This window comes from Tsukamurella sp. 1534, from assembly GCF_000312385.1.
Lineage (GTDB): Bacteria > Actinomycetota > Actinomycetes > Mycobacteriales > Mycobacteriaceae > Tsukamurella.
Map to the genome: position 1 here is coordinate 647,193 of NZ_HE997628.1, position 19,179 is coordinate 666,371.

Sequence of the window (19,179 nt, forward strand, 5' to 3'; positions counted from 1 at the left end):
ACATGCCGTGGTTGATCGTGGTCCTGTTGATCGTCGTGGTGCTCGCGGTCCTCGGGGCGACGGCCTTCGCCGTGGCCCTGGTGCGGAACAGCCGCAAACAGCAGCAGGCTGAGGCGGCGATGCCCTTCCCGTCGCGCGCCCCGATCGCGTGGTCGGGCTCGCACGTGCCCGAGGCACGGCTGCACCGCCGGATCCGGAAGTCGCTGCTCGCGTTCGAGCAGCCCGCGGGTGCCCTGACGGCGGCGCAGCTCGACGCGCAGGTGACGCTCACCGTCGCCGCGCAGGAACTGGACGACCGACTCGTGACGATCGCGTCGCTCCCGGAGACGGAGAAGGGGCCGGCGCTGGAGTCGGCCACCGCCGACGTCTCGGACCTCGAGCGACGGATCGCGGAGACCGTGGTCGTGCGGCCGAAGCTGCCGCCCTCGGCGACCTGACGAAACCTGTCGGTGGAGATCACTAGACTGCCGGTGTGACTTCTGCGAACTCCCCGTCCACCGTCGCGCCCACCTCAGCATCGGCGGCCGGTTCGCCCGGGGAGGCGGGCGAGAAGCCCACCATGCTGCTCATCGACGGGCACTCGATGGCGTTCCGCGCGTTCTTCGCGCTGCCGCTCGACGGCGGGCGGTTCCGCACCAAGTCGGGGCAACCGACCAACGCGGTCTACGGCTTCACGTCGATGCTCATCAAGATCCTCGGCGATGAGGCGCCCGGATACGTCGCCGCCGCGTTCGACGTGTCCCGGCAGACCTTCCGTGCCGAGATGTACCCCGAGTACAAGGCGCAGCGCTCCTCCGCCCCGGACGACTTCCGCGGCCAGGTGGACGTCGTCAAGGACGTGCTCACCGCGATGGGGATCCCGGTGATGGCGCAAGAGGGCTACGAGGCCGACGACATCATCGCCACGATGACCACGCAGGCGCAGGAGCAGGGCTTCAAGGTGCTCATCGTCACGGGCGACCGGGACGCGTTGCAGCTGGTCAACGAGAACGTGACCGTGCTCTACCCCCGCAAGGGCGTCTCGGACCTCACGCGGTTCACGCCGGAGGAGGTGGAGACCAAGTACGGCCTCACTCCGTCCCAGTACCCGGACTACGCGGCGCTGCGCGGCGACCCGTCGGACAACCTCCCCGGCATCCCCGGCGTGGGCGAGAAGACGGCGGCCAAGTGGATCCGGGAGTACGGCGATCTCGAGGGGCTCGTCGAGAACGTCGACAAGGTGAAGGGCAAGGTGGGGGACTCGCTGCGCGAGAACCTGGCCACGGTCCAGCTGAACCGCCAGATCACCGAGATGGTCCGGGACATGACGCTGCCCTACACGCCGCAGGACCTCGCGCTGCAGCCGTGGAACCGCGAGGCGATCCACCAGCTCTTCGACGATCTGGAGTTCCGCGTGCTCCGGGACCGGATCTTCACCGAGCTGGCCAGTTCGGAGCCCGAGGCCGACGAGGGCTTCGAGATCTCCGGCGGCATCGTCGCCCCCGGCACGGTCGCGGAATGGATCGCCGAGCACGGCGCGTCCGGGGAGCGGTCCGGGCTCGGGGTGGTCGGTCCCGGGGTCGTGTTCGACGGTGACGCCGAGGCCGTCGTCGTCGCGGCGCCCGACGGGGAGGGCGGGTACTTCGAGCTGTCCGGCCTCGGTCCGGAGGACGAGGCCGCCCTCGGCGCGTGGCTCGCCGACGCGGAGCAGCCCAAGGCGGTGCACGAGGCCAAGTGGGCGATGCACGCGCTGGAGAGCCGCGGCTGGCGCCTCGGCGGCCTCACCTCGGACACGTCGATCGCCGCCTACCTGGTGCGGCCCGGCCAGCGCAGCTTCAACCTGGACGATCTCTCCGTGCGGTACCTGCACCGCGAGCTCCGGATCGACGCGCCGGGCGGCACGGACGACTCGCAGCTGTCGCTGCTGGACGACCCGGACGACACCGCTGCGGAGAAGGCCCGCGAGCAGATCCTGCGCGCCCGCGCCGTCGTGGATCTCGCAGCCGCTCTCGACGAGGAGCTCGCCAAGATCGAATCGGGCCCGCTGCTCGCGGAGATGGAACTGCCGTTGCTGAAGGTGCTCGACGTCATGGAGAGCACCGGTATCGCGATCGACACGGATCACCTCGAATCGCTGCACAGCGAGTTCAGCGAGCGGATCCGCGCCGCGGAGGCGTCGGCGTTCGAGGAGATCGGGGAGCAGATCAACCTGGGCTCGCCGAAGCAGCTGCAGGTGATCCTGTTCGACAAGCTCGGCCTGCCGAAGACGAAGAAGACGAAGACCGGCTACACGACCGACGCGGCCGCGCTGGAGGCGCTGTACGAGAAGGAGCCGCACCCGTTCCTGCAGCACCTGCTCGAACACCGGGACGCGACGCGGCTCAAGGTCACCGTCGAGGGCCTGCTCAAGTCCGTCGCCTCGGACGGGCGGATCCACTCCACGTTCAACCAGACCGTCGCCGCCACGGGACGGCTGTCGTCGACGGATCCGAACCTGCAGAACATCCCGGTGCGTACCGAGGCGGGCCGGCAGATCCGGCACGCCTTCGTCGCGGGCGAGGGCTACGAGACGCTGATGACGGCGGACTACAGCCAGATCGAGATGCGCATCATGGCGCACCTGTCGAACGACGAGGGACTCATCGAGGCCTTCAAAACCGGTGAGGACCTGCACAACTACGTCGGGTCCAGAGCGTTTGGCGTGCCGATCGACGAGGTGACGCCCGATATGCGGCGGCGGGTCAAGGCCATGTCGTACGGCCTCGCGTACGGGCTGTCCGCCTTCGGTCTGGCCGCGCAGCTGAAGATCTCGCGCGACGAGGCGAAGGACCAGATGGAGGCGTACTTCTCCCGGTTCGGCGGCGTCCGGGACTATCTGCAGGACGTGGTGGTCGAGGCCACCCGCAACGAGTACACCGAGACCATCTACGGCCGCCGCCGGTACCTGCCGGACCTCACGTCGACCAATCGGATGCGGCGTGAGGCCGCGGAGCGGATGGCGCTCAACGCGCCGATCCAGGGCAGTGCCGCCGACATCATCAAGGTGGCCATGATCCGGCTCGACGAGGCGATCCGCGATGCGGGCCTGCGGTCCCGGATGCTGCTGCAGGTGCACGACGAGCTCGTGCTCGAGGTGGCCGCCGGGGAGAAGGACCAACTGGAGAAGCTGGTCCGCGAGACCATGGGCCACGCCGCCGAGCTCTCGGTCCCGCTGGAGGTGTCCGTGGGCTACGGCCGCAGCTGGGACGACGCCGCGCACTGACCACCCTGCGGCGACATGAATGAATGCGGCAGCAGGGTCGACATCTGGCGGGACGGTCCGTATCGCCCGATCGCGTAGGGGCTTTCGTCGTGATCAGTGCTCGGACCGTCCCTGGAGAGCCGAGGACACGAGGTCGCTCTTCTCCAGTGCGCTGCCCGTACCGATTGCCGAGATCCATGCGTGGGTGTCGGCGACCGCGGCCCAGTTGGAGGCGAGCAGCACCAGGAGCGTCTCGTGGATCTGCTGTGCCGAGGCGCTGCCTGCGGCGTTCGCGAGGTGGACGGCTCCGGTGGCGTCCGAGAGGACCTCGACCGCCAGGCCCTCGGTCTCGGCGCCCGCCGCGCTTGCGAGGACGCAGTTGTTGGTCATGTAGCCGACCAGGGTGACGGTGTCGATGCCGTTCTCGCGCAACCATTCCTGCAGACCGTCGGCAGCGAACACGCTCGATTGCCGCTTCACCACATGGTTTGCCACGACAGCTGTTCGCGCCTCCACCTCGGGGTGCAGGCGGGCACCTTCGGATCCCTCTGCGAACACGGGAGAGCCCTCGGGCCACACGTGCGCGACGGTGACCACGGGTACGCCGGCGTCGTATGCGGCGTCCATCGCGGAGAGCACCCGCTTGAGCGAATCGTCGCGGGGAGGGTATGCCACGGCCAGCGGCCGGTCGGCATCGAAGTACTCGTTCTGAACGTCGATCACGACGAGTGCGCGTCGGGGGTGCGTCATGGAATCTGCTCCTGTGCATCGGGTTTCTGGGGCGGCGGTGTGAATCGGATCCGCTCGGTGTCCATCGTGGCTCCACTCCGCGGGGTACCGTGAGTGGCAGAAATGACTATCTTCGATGGATTCAGGACAACACCGTGCGCATCGCTGTACACGCCTTCGAGGGCATCTCGATGTTCCACCTCTCTACTCCCCTCATCACTTTCGGCGAGGTCGACAGACTCGGGCTCGCGCCGGACTGGACCGTGCGCATCTGGAGCGCGGAGGGCGGCCCCGTGCGTGGCGCGGACGGGGTCACGATCGACACCGCGGACGGATCGGCGGCGCGCGAGGCGGACCTGCTCGTCTTCCCCTCCTGGCCCACCGATCTGCCCGATGCGGATGTCGATCTCGTCGAGGAGATTCGGGCCGCCCACGCGCGGAGCGCGATGATCGCGGGCCTCTGTCTCGGAGCCTTCCCCGTCGCGGCTTCCGGAATCCTCGACGGTCGTACGGTCACCACCCACTGGGCGTCCGAAGTCGAACTCGCGCAGAGGTATCCGCGGGTCGCTGTCCGGGCGGAAGGCCTCTATGTGGACCACGGCGACGTGCTGACCTCCGCCGGGACCGCTTCCGCGCTGGACGCCTGTCTGCACATCGTGCGAACGCGGATCGGATCGACGGCGGCGACCGCCCTCGCGCGCTACCTCGTCATCGCGCCGCACCGCGACGGCGATCAGGCCCAGTACATCGACCGCCCCGTCCCGGCCGCCGGTGACGGACCGATAGGGGAGGTGACGACGTGGGCGCTGGCCAACCTGGACGCGCCGCTCACCGTCGAGAGTCTCGCGGAACGAGCCGGCATGAGCCCCCGGAACTTCGCGCGGAGATTCCAGGAGAGCGCGGGTGTCAGCCCTGCCAGGTGGGTCCTGCGCCGCCGGCTCGACGAGTCGCGCAGGCTCCTCGAGAACACCGCCTGGAGCATCGACCGCATTTCTCGGGAGTGCGGATTCGCGAGCACCGTGACGTTCCGGCAGAACTTCGTGCGCCAGTACTCCACCACGCCCACGTCGTACCGGCACCGGTTCACCGAACCGTCGTGATCCACGGGCCTCGGGCGCGGTACCGGCGTCGCGGATCGGTAGCGTGGACGGTCGTGTTCACCATCGGATTCGACCTGGACCTCACGCTCATCGATTCCCGGCAGCGGATCCTCACCGCGGCCCAGCGGTCGTTCGCCGACCTCGGCCATTCGGTGGCCGACGAACTGCTGCTGCCCCACATGGGTGTCCCGATCGACGACGTCGCGGTGCACCTGGTGCCGGAGATCGATCCGGTGGCCTTCCTGGCGCGCTACCGCGGCCACTACGACACCGATGAGACGACGCCGGTGCCGGTGCTCGCCGGCGCGCACGAGCTCCTCGAAGCGATACGCGAGCGCGGCGGTCGGTCCGTCGTCGTATCGGCCAAGCAGCAGGCCGCGGCGGAGCGGGCCGTCGCGGATGCCGGACTGGACGTCACCACCGTGGTCGGCGGGCACTTCGGCGCCCGCAAGGGCGAGGCGCTGTTGCGCTTCGAGGATGTGCGCGCCTACCTCGGCGACCACGTCGAGGACGCGGCGGCCGCGAAGGCCGCCGGGTGCCCGTTCATCGGCGTCACGACCGGCGAGTTCGGGCGCGACGCGTTGACGGCGGCCGGAGCACGGTGCGCCGTCGACGACCTGGCCGAGGTGGTAGCACTGCTACCAGAGTTGGTGTAAACGGCTCCCGTCGGAGTTTCGCGAGCCCTCTGACCTGCCCATTTTGAACTGTGCGATTGCAACACAACATATAGGGCAGACAACGGGCCGACTTTGCGACAGCGTAATGCTGATGAGCGGTCCGGAGATCGACTGGGAGACGTACGGCCACGCCCTCGCGCGCCGACTCGTCGTGCTGCGCAAAGCGCGTGGGTACTCGCAGGAGCGGCTCGCGCAGCTCGCCGGAATGCACCGGAACCAGATCTCGAACATCGAGCGCAACGTCAGCTCGAACGAGCGGTACGCGGACCCGCACATGTCCACCGTCTACCGGCTGGCGGCGGCGCTCAGTGTCGCCCCTTCGTTCCTCCTGCCGGACGTCGGGGTCTGCGTGCAGATGCGGTCATCGGAACAGGAGTCCGAGGAGTCGGCCGGCGCCGTCGAATCGGCCGTGCGCGCCGGTATGGGGCCCGTCGTGTACGTGGCCACCCACGACGCGTTCGAGGTGTCCACGCACGACGCCCCCGGGGCGGCCGCTCCCGATCCGGTCGAGACGGCCGTTCCCGAGGGCGTCGGCGCGGAGTGAGGCGGGCCGGAGCCCTGCCGCTGGACTACTTCTTGGCGCTCGCGCAGTTGCGGTACGCGTCGGAGACCGCCCGCTCCACGTTCGCCTGATCGTTCAGCAGGCTGAAGCCGACACCGGACTGCTGGAACGCGAGGCCGGCGACCCGGAACTGACGGGTGAGCGGGTCCGAGGTGGCGATGTCGGCGAACTCCTTGGGGCCGCCGGCGGCCTGCTCGAGCTTCTGCACGAGGCCGGGGGACGAGCGGTCGATCGAGGCCCGCAGCTGTCCGACGTTGCACTTGGTACCGGGCACGGCGCGCACCGAGTTCTTGTCGGCGGGCTTCGGCGCGGGGCTGGGAGCCGCGGCGGCGATGGGAGCACCGACGAGAGCGAACGCTCCGAGAACGGCGGTGGTCGCGGCGAAACGACGGAAGGTCATTGTGCGGGCCTTTCGGTGGTGTGTCAGTACTTGTGGCACTCGGCGATGACCTTGGCGATCTTCGCGTCGACCTGGGCGCGGTTGGCCTTGTAATACGAGGCCGCGGCGGGGTTGTCCTTGGCGAGCTCGGCGATCAGCTTCTCGCGCTCCTTGGGCGGGGCGGCGAGAACCTTCTCGGCGTTCGCGCGGCCGCCCGGGGTTCCGTTCATGACGGCGATGGCCTCGGGGGCGATCACCTGGGTGGCGCGCTCGACCTGAGCGACCGTGCAGTTGGTGCCGGCGACCTTGTCGGTCGGCGCGGCGGAGGCCACTGCGGGGGCGAGGGTCAGGCCGGCGGCCGCCACGGCCGCCGCTCCAGCGATGATGCGCGTGCGAATCATGACACTCTCCTTCTCTGCGGCCGCCTCGATGTGGTGAGGGATGACGACTGCCCGAGCGAGAATACCGGGTTCGTATGAACAACAACAGGACGTCGCCGGGCAAAGGGAACCGGGTGGTAGTCAAGGGGTACCCGGGTACCGGCTCGACTTGCAGATGGCCTCGACCTGCTCGATCCCCGGTCGGGCCTGCGTTTTCACGCGCCTTCGCCCGTTCTTCGCGCTATCGCGGCTTCTCGCAGCAGAAGATCGCGGTGCCCGGGAAGATCGCCCCGCGCAGCGGGCTCCATTGGCCCCACTGCTCCTCGAAGTCCTCGGGCCACTCGGGCTCGACGATGTCGACGAGGCGCAGGCCGGCGCTCACGACGTCCCGGACCCGATCGCCGACGGTGCGGTGGTGCTCGACGTAGGTGGGCGTCCCGTCGGCATCCGTCTCGACGTACGGCGACCGGTCGAAGTACGACAGGGTCGCGACCAGGCCGTCCGGCCCGGGATCGTCCAGGAAGATCCACCGCATCGGGTGATTGATCGAGAACACGAGGCGGCCGCCCGGCCGCAGCACCCGCGCCGCCTCGGCCATGACCCGCGCCGGATCCGCGACGAACGGGATCGCGCCGAACGCGGAGCACACCACGTCGACGGTGCCGTCGGCCACCGGCAGGTTCTCCGCGCCGGCCTGGACCAGGAGCGGGATCCCGTGCCGGACGTGCGGAAGGCCGCGCCGGAGCATCCCGGCCGAGATGTCGAGTCCCACGACGGAGGCGCCCTGCGCGGCGAGCCAGCGCGAGCACGGCGCGCTGCCGCATCCGATCTCCAAGGCGACGGTGCCCGGTCCGATGTCGCCCAGCAGCCCGGCCTCGGACTCGCGGACGCCCTCGGGGCACCAGACGAAGTCACCGTCAGCGGTGTCGACGCCGAGGAACGCCGCGTGCTCCTCGTGGTACGCCTCCGCGTCGGAGTCCCACCACGACCGATTGGCGGCCTCGGAGCCGGCGCTGTCGTTGCGCATGTCCGGTTTCGGTCGATAGGTCATCGGCCTGAACCTCTCTCGGGAGGGCGGTTTGCCCAGCTAGCACCCGGCGGAGTAGCCTGGGGCACGCGTGTGCCCATGCGCACGCGATCTCGACCCAACTACGAGCACCTTGTCCGGAGCAATTTACCCAATGCCCACCTCTACTGTTACGTCCCCGCAGGTCGCCGTCAACGACATCGGCTCCGCGGAAGACTTCCTCGCTGCGATCGACGCGACGATCAAGTACTTCAACGATGGCGACATCGTCGAGGGCACCATCGTCAAGGTCGACCGTGACGAGGTCCTCCTCGACATCGGTTACAAGACCGAAGGCGTCATCCCGTCCCGCGAACTGAGCATCAAGCACGACGTCGACCCGTCCGAGGTCGTCAACGTCGGCGATGCCGTCGAGGCCCTCGTCCTCACCAAGGAGGACAAGGAAGGCCGTCTGATCCTGTCCAAGAAGCGTGCGCAGTACGAGCGCGCCTGGGGCACGATCGAGGAGCTCAAGGAGAAGGACGAGGCCGTCAAGGGCACCGTCATCGAGGTGGTCAAGGGTGGTCTGATCCTGGACATCGGCCTCCGCGGCTTCCTCCCGGCTTCGCTGGTCGAGATGCGTCGCGTGCGCGACCTCCAGCCGTACATCGGCAAGGAGATCGAGGCCAAGATCATCGAGCTCGACAAGAACCGCAACAACGTGGTCCTGTCGCGCCGTGCGTGGCTCGAGCAGACCCAGTCCGAGGTCCGCAGCGAGTTCCTGCACCAGCTGCAGAAGGGGCAGGTCCGCAAGGGCGTCGTGTCCTCCATCGTCAACTTCGGTGCCTTCGTGGACCTGGGCGGCGTCGACGGCCTGGTGCACGTCTCCGAGCTGTCCTGGAAGCACATCGATCACCCGTCCGAGGTGGTCACCGTGGGCGACGAGGTCACCGTCGAGGTCCTCGACGTCGACCTGGACCGCGAGCGCGTCTCGCTGTCGCTCAAGGCGACCCAGGAGGATCCGTGGCGCCAGTTCGCCCGGACCCACGCCATCGGCCAGATCGTGCCCGGCAAGGTCACCAAGCTCGTCCCGTTCGGCGCGTTCGTCCGCGTCGAGGAGGGCATCGAGGGCCTCGTCCACATCTCGGAGCTGGCCGAGCGCCACGTCGAGGTTCCGGACCAGGTCGTCTCGGTCGGCGACGATGCGATGGTCAAGGTCATCGACATCGACCTCGAGCGTCGTCGTATCTCGCTGAGCCTCAAGCAGGCCAACGAGGACTACACCGAGGAGTTCGACCCGTCGAAGTACGGCATGGCCGACAGCTACGACGAGAACGGCGAGTACATCTTCCCCGAGGGCTTCGATCCCGAGACCAACGAGTGGCTCGAGGGCTTCGACAAGCAGCGCGAGGAGTGGGAGGGCCGCTACGCCGAGGCGGAGCGTCGCCACAAGATGCACACCGCGCAGATGGAGAAGTTCGCCGCCGACGAGGCCGCCGAGGCCGCTGCCGGTGGTCCCGCCGCTTCGGGTGGCGCGAACTACTCGAGCGAGACCAACGCCGAGCGCACCGAGTCCACGCAGAGCGCCGGCGGCTCGCTGGCCAGCGACGCGCAGCTCGCTGCTCTCCGCGAGAAGCTGTCGGGCAACGCCTGATTCGCCTTCCGCGCAGCGTAGGAACGCCCCGCATCCCGATCATCGGGATGCGGGGCGTTCCCCGTTCCGCGGTCAGTTCAGGCGCTCGCCCGACTCGGGATCGAAGAGGTGCACGGCGCGGTCCGTCTGACGCAACCGCACACCGTCGCCGATCCGTGCGGGGGTGCGCCGCGGGCACCGCGCCACGAGAGTCACCGGCGTCCCGTCGAGCGTCGTGACGTCGGGGTCCTTGAGGCCCGCGTAGAGGAACGTATCGCTGCCCAGGTCCTCCAGGAGCGCGACCTCCGACGAGACGCCCTCCGCGTCGGCCAGGGCCAGGCTCTCGGGGCGGATCCCCACGGTGACCCTCGACAGGCCGGTTCCGCGGAGCAGGGCCGCGGTGTCGTCGTCCAGGTCGACGGTGCCGCCGCCCACCGCGATCGCGCCGTCGGACACCGGTGCCGTGAAGAGGTTCATGGCGGGGGATCCGATGAATCCGGCGACGAAGGCGTTGCGCGGGCGGTCGTACAGCTCGGCCGGGGAGGCGAACTGCTGCAGTTGCCCGAACTTGAGCACCGCGACCCGGTCACCCATCGTCATGGCCTCGACCTGGTCGTGCGTGACGTAGACGGTGGTCGTGCCGAGCCGCCGCTGCAGCGCCGCGATCTGGGTCCGGGTCTGCACCCGCAGCTTCGCGTCCAGGTTCGACAGCGGCTCGTCCATGCAGAACACCTGTGGCTCGCGCACGATGGCGCGGCCCATGGCCACCCGCTGCCGCTGCCCGCCGGACAGGTTGGCGGGCTTGCGGTCCAGGTACTCGGTGAGGTCGAGCAACTTCGCGGCGTCCGCGACCTTCGCGGTGCGCTCCGCCACGGGGACGCCGCGCATCTTCAGGGCGAATCCCATGTTCTCGCCCACCGTCTTGTTCGGGTACAGCGCGTAGTTCTGGAACACCATCGCGATGTCGCGGTCCTTGGGGGCCACGCCCACCATGCTGCGGCCGCCGATCGAGATGGCGCCCGAGTCGATCTCCTCCAGTCCGGCCAGCATCCGCAGCGCGGTGGACTTCCCGGAGCCCGAGGGGCCGACCAGGACCACGAACTCGCCGTCGGCGATGTCCAGGTTCAGCGAGTCGACGGCCAGCTTGTCGGCGCCGGGGTAGACGCAGCACGCGTCCTCGTAGGTGATGGAAGCCATTTCTCTTGCTCTCCTGATGATCTCGGTCGGTCTACTTGATGGCGCCGAAGGAAAGGCCGCGCACCAGCTTGTTCTGGGCGACCCATCCGGCGATGACGACGGGCAGTGCCACCAGCACGGAGGCGGCGGACAGCTTCGCCCAGAACAGGCCCTGACCCGACATGAAGCCGGTGAGGGCCACGGGGGTCGTCTGCGCGTTGACCGCGGTGAGGTTCACGGCGAAGAAGAACTCGTTCCACGAGAAGATCACGCAGATCAGCGCGGTCGCGGCGATGCCGGGGGAGATGATCGGGAGGATCACCTCGCGCACCGACGTCCACAGACTCGCACCGTCCATGCTCGCCGCTTCGAGCAGCTCGCCGGGAACCTCGAGGAAGAACGAGCGCATCATCCACACCGCGATCGGCAGGTTCATCGCGGTGTACAGGATCACCAGGGTCCAGATGTTGTCGAGCATGCCGATCCTGCCGACGATCACGTACAGCGGGATGATCGCGGCGACGATCGGCAGCATCTTGGTGCTGATGAAGAAGAACAGGGCGTCCTGCGTCTTGCGGACCGGCCGCAGGGACAGCGCGAACGCCGCCGGGATGCCCAGCATCAGCACGAGCAGCGTCGAGACGACCGTCGCGAAAACCGAATTGAGCAGCGGCGTCCCGATGCCGGCGTCGAAGACGGCGCGGAACTGGTCCAGGGTGGGGACGAAGAAGAACGTGGGCGGCTTGGTCGCGGCCTGGCTCTCCTGTTTGAACGCGGTGAGCACCATCCACAGCACGGGGAAGAAGAAGCCCACGGCGATGATCCACGTGAGGGCGGTGAGCGCACCGCCCTTGGGATCGCGGTTACGCCGCGCTACGACGGTGCCCGCCGTAGCGGGTGCTGTGCTTGTCGCGGTCATCACGCCGCCTCCTGTCCTGCACTGAAACTCTTGAAGATCAACCGGATCGCGACGGTGGACACTGCGATCGTGCCGACCACCGTCACCACGCCCATGGCGGCGGCCTGACCGATGTCGAAGCCGAGGAACGCGCGTTGGTAGATGTAGTAGGGGAGGTTCGAACTCGCCACGCCGGGCCCGCCCGACGTCATCATGTAGACCGCGTCGAACGTGTTGACCAGGTAGATCGCGCCCAGCACCGAACCGAGCTCGATGAAGCGGCGCAGGTGCGGCAGCGTGATCTCCCGGAACAGCCGCACGCTGGTGGCGCCGTCCACCCGGGCCGCCTCGGCGATGTCGCGGGGCATGGACTGCAGTCCTGCCAGGATCAGCAGCATCATGAACGGCGTCCACTGCCACACCAGTTCGGCGATCACCGATGCCAGCGGGAACTCGCTGAGCCAGTCGACGTGGATTCCCAGCGGACCCAACGCCCAGTTGACGAGGCCGTTGGTGGGCGACAGCAGGCTGGTCTTCCACAGCAGCGCCGAGGCGACCGGGGTCACCAGGAACGGGGTGATGAGCAGCGTGCGGACCACGCCGCGGCCCAAGAACTTCCGGTCCAGCAGCAGTGCGAACGCGAGGCCCAGCAGCACCGAGATGATCACGGTGCCCACGATCAGCAGGACCGTGTTGAGGGTGACGGTCCAGAACTGACTGTCACGGAAGACCTCCACATAGTTGGACAGCCCGGCGAATTCGCGTGAACCGGGCCGCACCAGGTTCCACGACTGCGTCGAGTAGTACAGCGTGAACACGAACGGCACCTGCGTGACCACGAGCATGAAGATCAATGCGGGCAGCAGGGGGCCCCGGCGGCGCCATCCCTCGGCGCGGGACACGGTGTCGCGCTTGGATCGGATCGGCGCGGTGCGCGGGCCCTCGGAAGCCGGGGAGACCGATGTTGCGGCGGTCATGGCGATCACCCCTTCCTCTGATAGCTCTTGCCGACGACTTCGGCGTACTTCTGGGATTGGGTGAGCGCGTCCTCGACCGAGATCTGCCCCGCGATGGCGGCACTGATCTGCTGGCTGACGCGCGTCCCCAGGTCCTGGAACTCGGGGATGGCCAGGAACTGGATGCCGGTGTAGGGCACGGGCTGCACCGTGGGGCGGCCCTGATCGGCGGCGAGCATCGCGTCGAGGGTCGGCTTACCGAACGGGCCGGAGATCTCCTTGTACGCGGGGAGCTCGTACGTCGACATCCGGCTGCCCGGTGGGACGTGGCTCGGGCCGAGCTTCTCCGCGACGTGCTCGATGTACTTCTTGTCGGTCATCCAGGAGATGAACTTCCAGGCGTCGCCCTTGCGTTCACTGCTGGACGGGATACCCAGCGACCAGGTGTACAACCAGCCGTTGCCGCCCTTGGCCATCTTCGGCGCCGGCAGGTAGCCCACGTCGCCCGCGATGGTCGAGGTCTCGCGGCTCTCCAGGGAGGACACGGCTGCGGTGGAGTCGTACCACATCGCGGCTTGGCCCTGCGCCAACAGGTTTCCGCATTCCTGGAACCCGGTCGACGCGGCGCCCGCCTCGCCGTACCGGCGCACCGTGTCCACGTAGAACTTCACCGCGGCGGCCACCTCGGGCGAGTTCAACTGCGCGTTCCACTCCTCGTCGAACCAGCGACCGCCGTACGCGTTGATCACGGTGTCGAGCGGAGCGAGCACCTCACCCCATCCGGGCTTGCCGCGCAGACAGATTCCGGCGACGTCCCGGCTGTTCAGCTTGGCCGCGGCGTCCGCCACCTCCGGCCACGTCGGCTCGGCGGGGAGCTGGATCCCGTTGGCCGCGAACAGGCGTTTGTTGTACATGAGGAACGAGGATTCGCCGTAGAACGGCGCCGAGTACATGCCGCCGTTGTACGAGAGCGCCTCGCGCAGCGTGGGGATGAAGTCTCCCGCGTCGTACCCGGAGTCCGCATCCATGTACGGGGACAGGTTGGCCAGCCAGCCGTTCTCCGCCCACATCCGGGTCTCGTAGTTGCTGATCATGACGACGTCGAACTCTCCGCCGCCGGTGGACACCGATGCCGTGATCTTGGCGCGAGCCTCGTTCTCGGACAGCGTGATGAACTTGAGCCGGACGCCGGGGTTGGCGCGCTCGAACTCCGGCGCCAGACTCACGGCGTCGGTCATCTGCGAGTTCGAGACCATCGCGACGGTGACGGAGGAACCGCCTCCGCCGGACAGCGCGCCCGCACCGGAACAGCCGGTGGCGCCGACGGCGAGGGCGGTGAGGGCCGCCGCCGCGCCGAGCAGGCGCCGGGTTGATGATCTGCGGATCACCGATTCGCCTCCTGTTGTCGGAGGAGCCACGTCGCGGTGGGGTGATCGGTGACCAGAACGGTCGCGTACCCGCCGCGGAGGGCCCCGAGGATCGATTCCCGGCGGTGTTCCCCGCCGGAGATGAGGATGGACGCCGGGCAGGCCCGGACGTCGTCGAGGGGAACGGAGACCGTCCGCTCGACCAGGCTGGATTCGACGGCCGTCCCGTGGTCGTCGTAGAACCGGCCGCCGATCTCGCCGACCGCACCCAGCGCGCGCAGTTCGTCGAGGACCGTCGCGTCGATGTAGGCGCCCTCGAACAGGGTGGTGGACGTCGACACCGAGCCGACGCCGAAGAGCATCACGTCGGCGGACCGCGCCGCCTCGAGTGCCCGCGACACGATCGAGTCGCGGGCCAGAGCACGCACGGTGTCCGGATCGGCGAACAGGGGAGCCACCAGCCGTACCGGCCGAGCGCCGAGGCGCTCGGAGAACAGCGCGAGAGCGTGGTCGACACCGGTGTGGTACTCGACGGAGGTCATCGAGCCGTCCATCTGGACCACGCGGGCGCAGCGTCCGACTCCGCCCGTCGCGTCCGCCACGGCCACCTGTTCCGGCCCCCAGGTGAAGCCGAGCGTGTCCGTGGGCTGCAGGCGACGGGACAGTACCGCCGCTCCCGCACGGCCCAGCGCGGCGTCGCCGGAACGCGTGCCGTCCGCCGTGTCGTCGATGATGAGCGCCTCGGAGAGGCCGAACACACGCTCCAGGTCCGCCTCGGCCTCGGGGTGGATCGAGCCCGCGAGGTGGTCGGGAGCGGAGACGGTGACCCGCACGAGGCCCTGTGCGCGGGCCCGGGCCACGAGCCGGCCAGCGGTGGGGCGGGAGACGCCGAGACGCTCCGCGATCTGCGCCTGTGTGAGGCCCTCGAGGTGGTACATCGTGGCGGCGCGCACGAGGAGGCGCAGGTCGTGGCCGCTCTCGGTGGCGCTGCGCTGCGGGGATTCCATCCGGTGCTCCGTCGATCGGTGAGCATATGCGCATGCTGCGTGATTCTGCTCACTACGCTAGCATCGAAGTATGACCCAGGCCACACTTTTTTCGATACCGGCCACGATGCGCGCCGCCGTCCTTCATCCGGATCTCTCGCTGACCTGCGAGGATCGCTCCGTTCCTTCGCCCGCCGCGGGGGATGTGCTGATCCGCGTCGCCGCCGTGGGAGTCTGCGGCTCCGATACCCACTACCTGCGCCACGGCCGGATCGGCGACCACGTGGTCATGGGCCCGATCGTGCTCGGCCACGAGGCCTCGGGGACGATCGTCGCCGTCGGGGAGGGCGTCCCGTCGGGCCGGATCGGCGAGCGCGTGTCCATCGAGCCCCAGCGCCCGGACCCGGACAGTGCCGAGACGCTGCGCGGCGAGTACAACCTGTGCCCGGCGATGCGCTTCTACGGAACTCCGCCGGTCGACGGTGCGCTCGCCGAGTACGTCACGATCGGGGCTGCCTTCGCACACGCGATCCCGGACACGGTGAGCGATGAGGCGGCGGCGTTGTTCGAGCCCCTGTCCGTCGGCATCGCCTCCGTGCGGAAGGCGGGCATCGGGCTGGGCGGATCGGTGCTCATCGCGGGCGCCGGGCCGATCGGGCTGTTGTGCGCGCAGGTGGCGTCCGCCGCGGGCGCCACCCGGGTCGTGGTCACGGACCTGGACGCCGGTCGCCGGGAGGCGGCGCTGCGATTCGGTGCGACCGCGGCGCCGGACGCGGGGGAGGATCCCGGAGCCGGATTCGACGCCTTCATCGACGCGTCCGGTGCGCCGGCGGCGATCCGGTCGGGGCTCGGCGCGGTCCGCGCGGGCGGCCGGGTGGTGCTCGTCGGGATGGGTGCGGACGCCGTCGAGATGCCGGTCCCGCTGATCCAGAACCGCGAGCTGATCCTCACCGGTGTGTTCCGCTACGCCAACACGTGGCCCGCCGCGATCGCTCTCGCCGCGTCCGGCCGGATCCGGCTGGACGACATGGTGACCGCTCGGTTCGGGCTCGCCGAGACCGAAGCCGCGCTCAACGCCGACCGCATTCCCGGCACCATCAAAGCGGTCGTCGTTCCCGGCGCCGCCACCGAACACGAGGAGGACGCATGACCGTCCAGCCGCTCCGCGCATCGGCCCTGCCCACGTCGATCCCCGTCCCCGAGTACCGATCCCGCGGCGTTCGCGCCGGGATCGTGCACTTCGGTGTCGGTGGGTTCCACCGCGCGCATCAGGCCATGTATCTTGACAGGCTGCTCGCCGCCGACGCCGCGGCGGGGGACTGGGGCATCTGCGGGATCGGGGTGCGCCCCGCCGATGCAGCGATGCGGGACGCGCTGGTGCCGCAGGACGGTCTCTTCACGCTCACCCTCAAACATCCCGACGGTGCCGTGGACACGTCCGTCGTCGGCTCGATCGTCGACTACCTGTACGGGCCCGATGATCCGGAGGCCGTCGTCGAGCGGCTCGCCGCGCCCGAGGTGCGCATCGTGTCGCTCACAGTGACCGAGGGCGGGTACAACTTCTCGCCCAGCACCGGCGAGTTCGACGCGGCGAACCCCGCCGTGGTCGCGGACCTCCGCGCGGGCGCCGCGCCCGGAACCGTTTTCGGGTACGTCACCGAAGGGCTCCGTCGGCGCCGCGACCGCGGCCTACCGGCGTTCACGGTGATGTCCTGCGACAACATCCAGGGCAACGGCGAGGTCGCGCGCGAGACCTTCCTCGCCTTCGCACGCCTGGCCGATCCCGCGCTCGCCGACTGGATCGAGGCCGAGGTGAGCTTCCCGAGCTCCATGGTCGACCGGATCACCCCCGCCACACCGGAATCCCTCCGGGCCGAGGTCGCCGAACGCACGGGCGTCGACGACCTCTGGCCGGTGGTGGCGGAACCGTTCACCCAGTGGGTCCTCGAAGACGCGTTCTCCGCCGGCCGGCCCGCCCTCGAGACGGTGGGCGTGCAGGTGGTCGACGACGTGGCGCCCTACGAGCTGATGAAGCTGCGCCTGCTCAACGCCGGACACCAGGCGCTGGGGCACTTCGCCCGGTTGCTCGGCTACGAGTACGTGCACGACGCGGCGCAGGACCCGGATATCCGGGAGTTGTTGCGGCGCTATATGAACGACGAGGGCAGGCCCACCCTACGGTCCGTGCCGGGGATCGATCTCGACGATTACGTCGAGACGCTGCTCGACCGGTTCTCGAATCCCGCGATCGCGGACACCGTCGCCCGCCTCTGCCAGGACGCCTCCGATCGGATTCCGAAGTGGCTCGTCCCCGTGATCACCGAGCGGCTCGCCGCAGGCGCCTCCGCGCCGCTCGCGGCCGCGGTCGTGGCCGCGTGGACCCGCTGCTCCGAAGGGCGCGACGACGCGGGGGCCCCGATCGTCATCGCGGACAGGCTGGCCGACGATCTCGCGGCGCGCGCCGAACGCTCTCGCACCGAGCCGCTCGCCTTCGTGGCCGATCCTGAACTGTTCCGCGACCTGGCCTCCCGACGGGAGTTCGCCGAACCGTACGCCGCGGCGCTGGCCTCGCTCCGGGCGCGCGGCGCCCGGGAGACGCTGCGGGAGCTGCTCGCCCGCTGACGGTCAGGGCCGGTTCAGTACGGACTCCGCCGCCGACCGGTAGCGGGCGTAGACCTCGGGCGTCGGCGCCGCCGAGAAGGTCTGCGCCGCGGGGCGTTCCCATGCGGGCGGCTCCTGGCCGCCCGCGAGCGCCCAGGCCGCCTGGCGCGCGGCGCCCCGGGCCACGTACTCGCCGTCGGCCAGGAAGTCCACATCGCGCCCGAACACCGACGGCGCCACGGCACGGACCGCGGACGAGCGCGCGCCGCCGCCCACGACGATGATCCGCCGCACCCAGGTGCCCTGCGCCGCAATGGCGTCCATGCAGTACACGAGCGAGCACAGCAGGCCCTCCACCGCCGCCCGGGCGATGTTCGCCGGGGTGAGGTTCTCGCTCGTGAGCCCGTGGAAGGCGCCGGTGGCGTCCGGCAGGTTCGGGGAGCGCTCGCCGGCGAAGAACGGGACCACTGTCAGGCCCTCCGCGCCCGGCGGAGCGGTCAGCGCCAGGCGGGCGAACTCGTCGAGGTCCACGCCCAGCATCCGGGCGGTCGCCGACAGCACCGGAGCGCCGTTCAGGGTGCACACGAGCGGCAGCTGATGCCCGGTGGCATCGGCGAATCCGGCCACGATGCCCGACGGGTCGCGCGGCGCCGAATCCGTCACCGCGCTCACCACCCCGGACGTGCCGAGGGAGACGATGCAGTCGCCCGGCCGCGCGTCGAGCCCCAGGGCGGCGCCCGCGTTGTCCCCGGCGCCCGCGCCCAGCAGCGTGCCGGGGCGCAGCGGACCGTCGAGTTCGGTGACGGGAATCGATTCGGACGGCCGCAGCACGCGCGGCAGCCGAGGCGTGCGGCCGCGGAACGCGAGTTCCAGGAGGTCCGTTCGGTATTCGCCGGTGGCGGCGCTGAAATAGCCGGTGCCGGAGGCGTCCGAGGCGTCCGTGACGAGTGCCTCCGGGCCGCCCCCGGCGAGCCGCCACGTCAGCCAGTCGTGCGGGAGGCACACCGTGGAGGTGGCATCCGCGTGCGCGGGCTCGGCGTCGGCGAGCCAGCGCAGTTTGGCCGCGGTGAACGCGGCCACGGGAACCACCCCCACCGCGTCGGCCCACTGCTGTGCTCCGCCGAGATCGGCGACCAACTGCGCGGCGGCGGGCGCGGATCGGGTGTCGTTCCACAGCAGCGCGTCTCGGACCACTCCGTCACCGGAGTCCAGGCAGACCATCCCGTGCTGCTGTGCGCCCACCGATGCGGCGGCCACGTCGGCGAGGCCGCCGGCGGACCGCGCCGCGATGCCCAGCGCCTCCCACCACGCCGCGGGCGGCACCTCGGTACCCGGCGGGTGAACCGCGGACCCGGTCCGCACGACCTCGCCGGTGTCGGCGTCGCACACCACCACCTTGCACGACTGTGTGGACGAATCGATTCCGGCGACGAGCGGCATGAGCGCGATTGTTCCAAAGCGCGCCCCGCACCGGGTGCATATGCACGAGTAGACATGCGGCTTTTTGAC

Annotated in this window: 18 protein-coding genes; 8 read left to right on the forward strand and 10 right to left on the reverse strand. The window is 69.6% G+C overall.

Going from position 1 to position 19,179, the window contains the following annotated elements:
- The first annotated feature begins 2 nt into the window (after positions 1-2).
- Together BN39_RS21165 and polA are read left to right on the forward strand one after the other, a co-directional pair.
- A complete protein-coding gene (locus tag BN39_RS21165) occupies positions 3-437 on the forward strand; it encodes a hypothetical protein (RefSeq protein ID WP_019204453.1) in 435 nt (144 codons plus the stop codon).
- 35 nt (positions 438-472) lie between these two features.
- The gene (polA, locus tag BN39_RS21170) at positions 473-3,241 is read left to right on the forward strand and encodes a DNA polymerase I (protein WP_019204454.1); all 2,769 of its coding nucleotides are present in this window, start codon (positions 473-475) and stop codon (positions 3,239-3,241) included.
- 93 nt (positions 3,242-3,334) lie between these two features.
- Here polA and BN39_RS21175 read toward each other — a convergent pair whose 3' ends face one another.
- Entirely contained in the window at positions 3,335-3,970 is a 636-nt protein-coding gene (locus BN39_RS21175; RefSeq protein ID WP_019204455.1) for an isochorismatase family protein, read from the reverse strand.
- Between the two features lie 134 nt (positions 3,971-4,104).
- On the opposite strand from BN39_RS21175, the gene BN39_RS21180 reads away from it, so the two are divergent.
- The 3 genes from BN39_RS21180 (at position 4,105) to BN39_RS21190 (ending at position 6,270) form a co-directional block, all read left to right on the forward strand.
- Positions 4,105-5,049, forward strand: coding sequence for a GlxA family transcriptional regulator (locus tag BN39_RS21180; RefSeq protein WP_019204456.1), 945 nt, complete (start codon positions 4,105-4,107; stop codon positions 5,047-5,049).
- A 53-nt stretch (positions 5,050-5,102) separates the two neighbouring features.
- Positions 5,103-5,705: an HAD family hydrolase gene (locus BN39_RS22895; protein ID WP_019204457.1), complete on the forward strand. Its 603-nt coding sequence runs from the start codon at positions 5,103-5,105 to the stop codon at positions 5,703-5,705.
- A 112-nt stretch (positions 5,706-5,817) separates the two neighbouring features.
- The gene (locus BN39_RS21190; protein ID WP_081586246.1) at positions 5,818-6,270 is read left to right on the forward strand and encodes a helix-turn-helix domain-containing protein; all 453 of its coding nucleotides are present in this window, start codon (positions 5,818-5,820) and stop codon (positions 6,268-6,270) included.
- Positions 6,271-6,295: 25 nt separating this feature from the next.
- Here the strand turns inward: BN39_RS21190 and BN39_RS21195 are convergent, their stop codons facing one another.
- The 3 genes from BN39_RS21195 to BN39_RS21205 all read right to left on the reverse strand — a co-directional run bounded on the left by BN39_RS21195 (position 6,296) and on the right by BN39_RS21205 (position 8,098).
- Positions 6,296-6,688, reverse strand: coding sequence for a hypothetical protein (locus tag BN39_RS21195; protein ID WP_019204459.1), 393 nt, complete (start codon positions 6,686-6,688; stop codon positions 6,296-6,298).
- Between the two features lie 23 nt (positions 6,689-6,711).
- Positions 6,712-7,068 (reverse strand): hemophore-related protein, encoded by a 357-nt coding sequence (locus tag BN39_RS21200; protein WP_019204460.1) that lies wholly within the window; start codon positions 7,066-7,068, stop codon positions 6,712-6,714.
- Between the two features lie 220 nt (positions 7,069-7,288).
- Positions 7,289-8,098 carry a class I SAM-dependent methyltransferase gene (locus tag BN39_RS21205; protein ID WP_040768798.1) on the reverse strand — a complete coding sequence of 270 codons (810 nt, stop codon included), beginning with the start codon at positions 8,096-8,098 and terminating at the stop codon, positions 7,289-7,291.
- A gap of 130 nt (positions 8,099-8,228) precedes the next feature.
- Between BN39_RS21205 and rpsA the strand changes: the two genes are divergently transcribed.
- Positions 8,229-9,707, forward strand: a complete 1,479-nt coding sequence (gene rpsA / locus BN39_RS21210) for a 30S ribosomal protein S1 (protein WP_019204462.1) — start codon at positions 8,229-8,231, stop codon at positions 9,705-9,707.
- Between the two features lie 72 nt (positions 9,708-9,779).
- Here the strand turns inward: rpsA and BN39_RS21215 are convergent, their stop codons facing one another.
- Genes BN39_RS21215 through BN39_RS21235 form a run of 5 tightly spaced genes read right to left on the reverse strand, consistent with a single transcriptional unit; the run spans position 9,780 to position 15,090 of the window.
- Positions 9,780-10,883: an ABC transporter ATP-binding protein gene (locus BN39_RS21215; RefSeq protein WP_019204463.1), complete on the reverse strand. Its 1,104-nt coding sequence runs from the start codon at positions 10,881-10,883 to the stop codon at positions 9,780-9,782.
- Between the two features lie 31 nt (positions 10,884-10,914).
- Positions 10,915-11,781, reverse strand: coding sequence for a carbohydrate ABC transporter permease (locus BN39_RS21220; RefSeq protein WP_019204464.1), 867 nt, complete (start codon positions 11,779-11,781; stop codon positions 10,915-10,917).
- Complete coding sequence (locus tag BN39_RS21225; protein ID WP_040769086.1) at positions 11,781-12,737, reverse strand: carbohydrate ABC transporter permease; 957 nt, start codon at positions 12,735-12,737, stop codon at positions 11,781-11,783. Before BN39_RS21225 ends, BN39_RS21220 begins: the two co-directional genes overlap by 1 nt.
- Before the next feature lie 5 nt (positions 12,738-12,742).
- Positions 12,743-14,077, reverse strand: a complete 1,335-nt coding sequence (locus BN39_RS21230) for a sugar ABC transporter substrate-binding protein (protein ID WP_040769088.1) — start codon at positions 14,075-14,077, stop codon at positions 12,743-12,745.
- 23 nt (positions 14,078-14,100) lie between these two features.
- Positions 14,101-15,090, reverse strand: coding sequence for a sugar-binding transcriptional regulator (locus BN39_RS21235; protein ID WP_019204467.1), 990 nt, complete (start codon positions 15,088-15,090; stop codon positions 14,101-14,103).
- A 106-nt stretch (positions 15,091-15,196) separates the two neighbouring features.
- Here BN39_RS21235 and BN39_RS21240 point away from each other — a divergent pair, with 106 nt between their 5' ends.
- Positions 15,197-16,219 (forward strand): NAD(P)-dependent alcohol dehydrogenase, encoded by a 1,023-nt coding sequence (locus tag BN39_RS21240; protein ID WP_019204468.1) that lies wholly within the window; start codon positions 15,197-15,199, stop codon positions 16,217-16,219.
- A complete protein-coding gene (locus tag BN39_RS21245) occupies positions 16,216-17,691 on the forward strand; it encodes a mannitol dehydrogenase family protein (protein ID WP_019204469.1) in 1,476 nt (491 codons plus the stop codon). The genes BN39_RS21240 and BN39_RS21245 overlap by 4 nt, the downstream gene beginning before the upstream one ends.
- A gap of 3 nt (positions 17,692-17,694) precedes the next feature.
- Here the strand turns inward: BN39_RS21245 and BN39_RS21250 are convergent, their stop codons facing one another.
- Positions 17,695-19,110, reverse strand: a complete 1,416-nt coding sequence (locus BN39_RS21250; protein WP_019204470.1) for an FGGY family carbohydrate kinase — start codon at positions 19,108-19,110, stop codon at positions 17,695-17,697.
- Positions 19,111-19,179: the final 69 nt, after the last annotated feature.

Bases quoted from the DNA above. Each gene is read 5' to 3' on its own strand.
- BN39_RS21215 (WP_019204463.1), bottom strand. From the start codon at position 10,883: ATGGCTTCCATCACCTACGAGGACGCGTGCTGCGTCTACCCCGGCGCC.
- BN39_RS21235 (WP_019204467.1), bottom strand. From the start codon at position 15,090: ATGGAATCCCCGCAGCGCAGCGCCACCGAGAGCGGCCACGACCTGCGC.
- BN39_RS21175 (WP_019204455.1), bottom strand. From the start codon at position 3,970: ATGACGCACCCCCGACGCGCACTCGTCGTGATCGACGTTCAGAACGAG.
- BN39_RS21165 (WP_019204453.1), top strand. From the start codon at position 3: ATGCCGTGGTTGATCGTGGTCCTGTTGATCGTCGTGGTGCTCGCGGTC.
- BN39_RS21225 (WP_040769086.1), bottom strand. From the start codon at position 12,737: ATGACCGCCGCAACATCGGTCTCCCCGGCTTCCGAGGGCCCGCGCACC.
- BN39_RS21240 (WP_019204468.1), top strand. From the start codon at position 15,197: ATGCGCGCCGCCGTCCTTCATCCGGATCTCTCGCTGACCTGCGAGGAT.
- BN39_RS21220 (WP_019204464.1), bottom strand. From the start codon at position 11,781: ATGACCGCGACAAGCACAGCACCCGCTACGGCGGGCACCGTCGTAGCG.
- BN39_RS21250 (WP_019204470.1), bottom strand. From the start codon at position 19,110: ATGCCGCTCGTCGCCGGAATCGATTCGTCCACACAGTCGTGCAAGGTG.
- BN39_RS21245 (WP_019204469.1), top strand. From the start codon at position 16,216: ATGACCGTCCAGCCGCTCCGCGCATCGGCCCTGCCCACGTCGATCCCC.
- BN39_RS21195 (WP_019204459.1), bottom strand. From the start codon at position 6,688: ATGACCTTCCGTCGTTTCGCCGCGACCACCGCCGTTCTCGGAGCGTTC.
- BN39_RS21200 (WP_019204460.1), bottom strand. From the start codon at position 7,068: ATGATTCGCACGCGCATCATCGCTGGAGCGGCGGCCGTGGCGGCCGCC.
- rpsA (WP_019204462.1), top strand. From the start codon at position 8,229: ATGCCCACCTCTACTGTTACGTCCCCGCAGGTCGCCGTCAACGACATC.
- BN39_RS21205 (WP_040768798.1), bottom strand. From the start codon at position 8,098: ATGACCTATCGACCGAAACCGGACATGCGCAACGACAGCGCCGGCTCC.
- BN39_RS21190 (WP_081586246.1), top strand. From the start codon at position 5,818: ATGAGCGGTCCGGAGATCGACTGGGAGACGTACGGCCACGCCCTCGCG.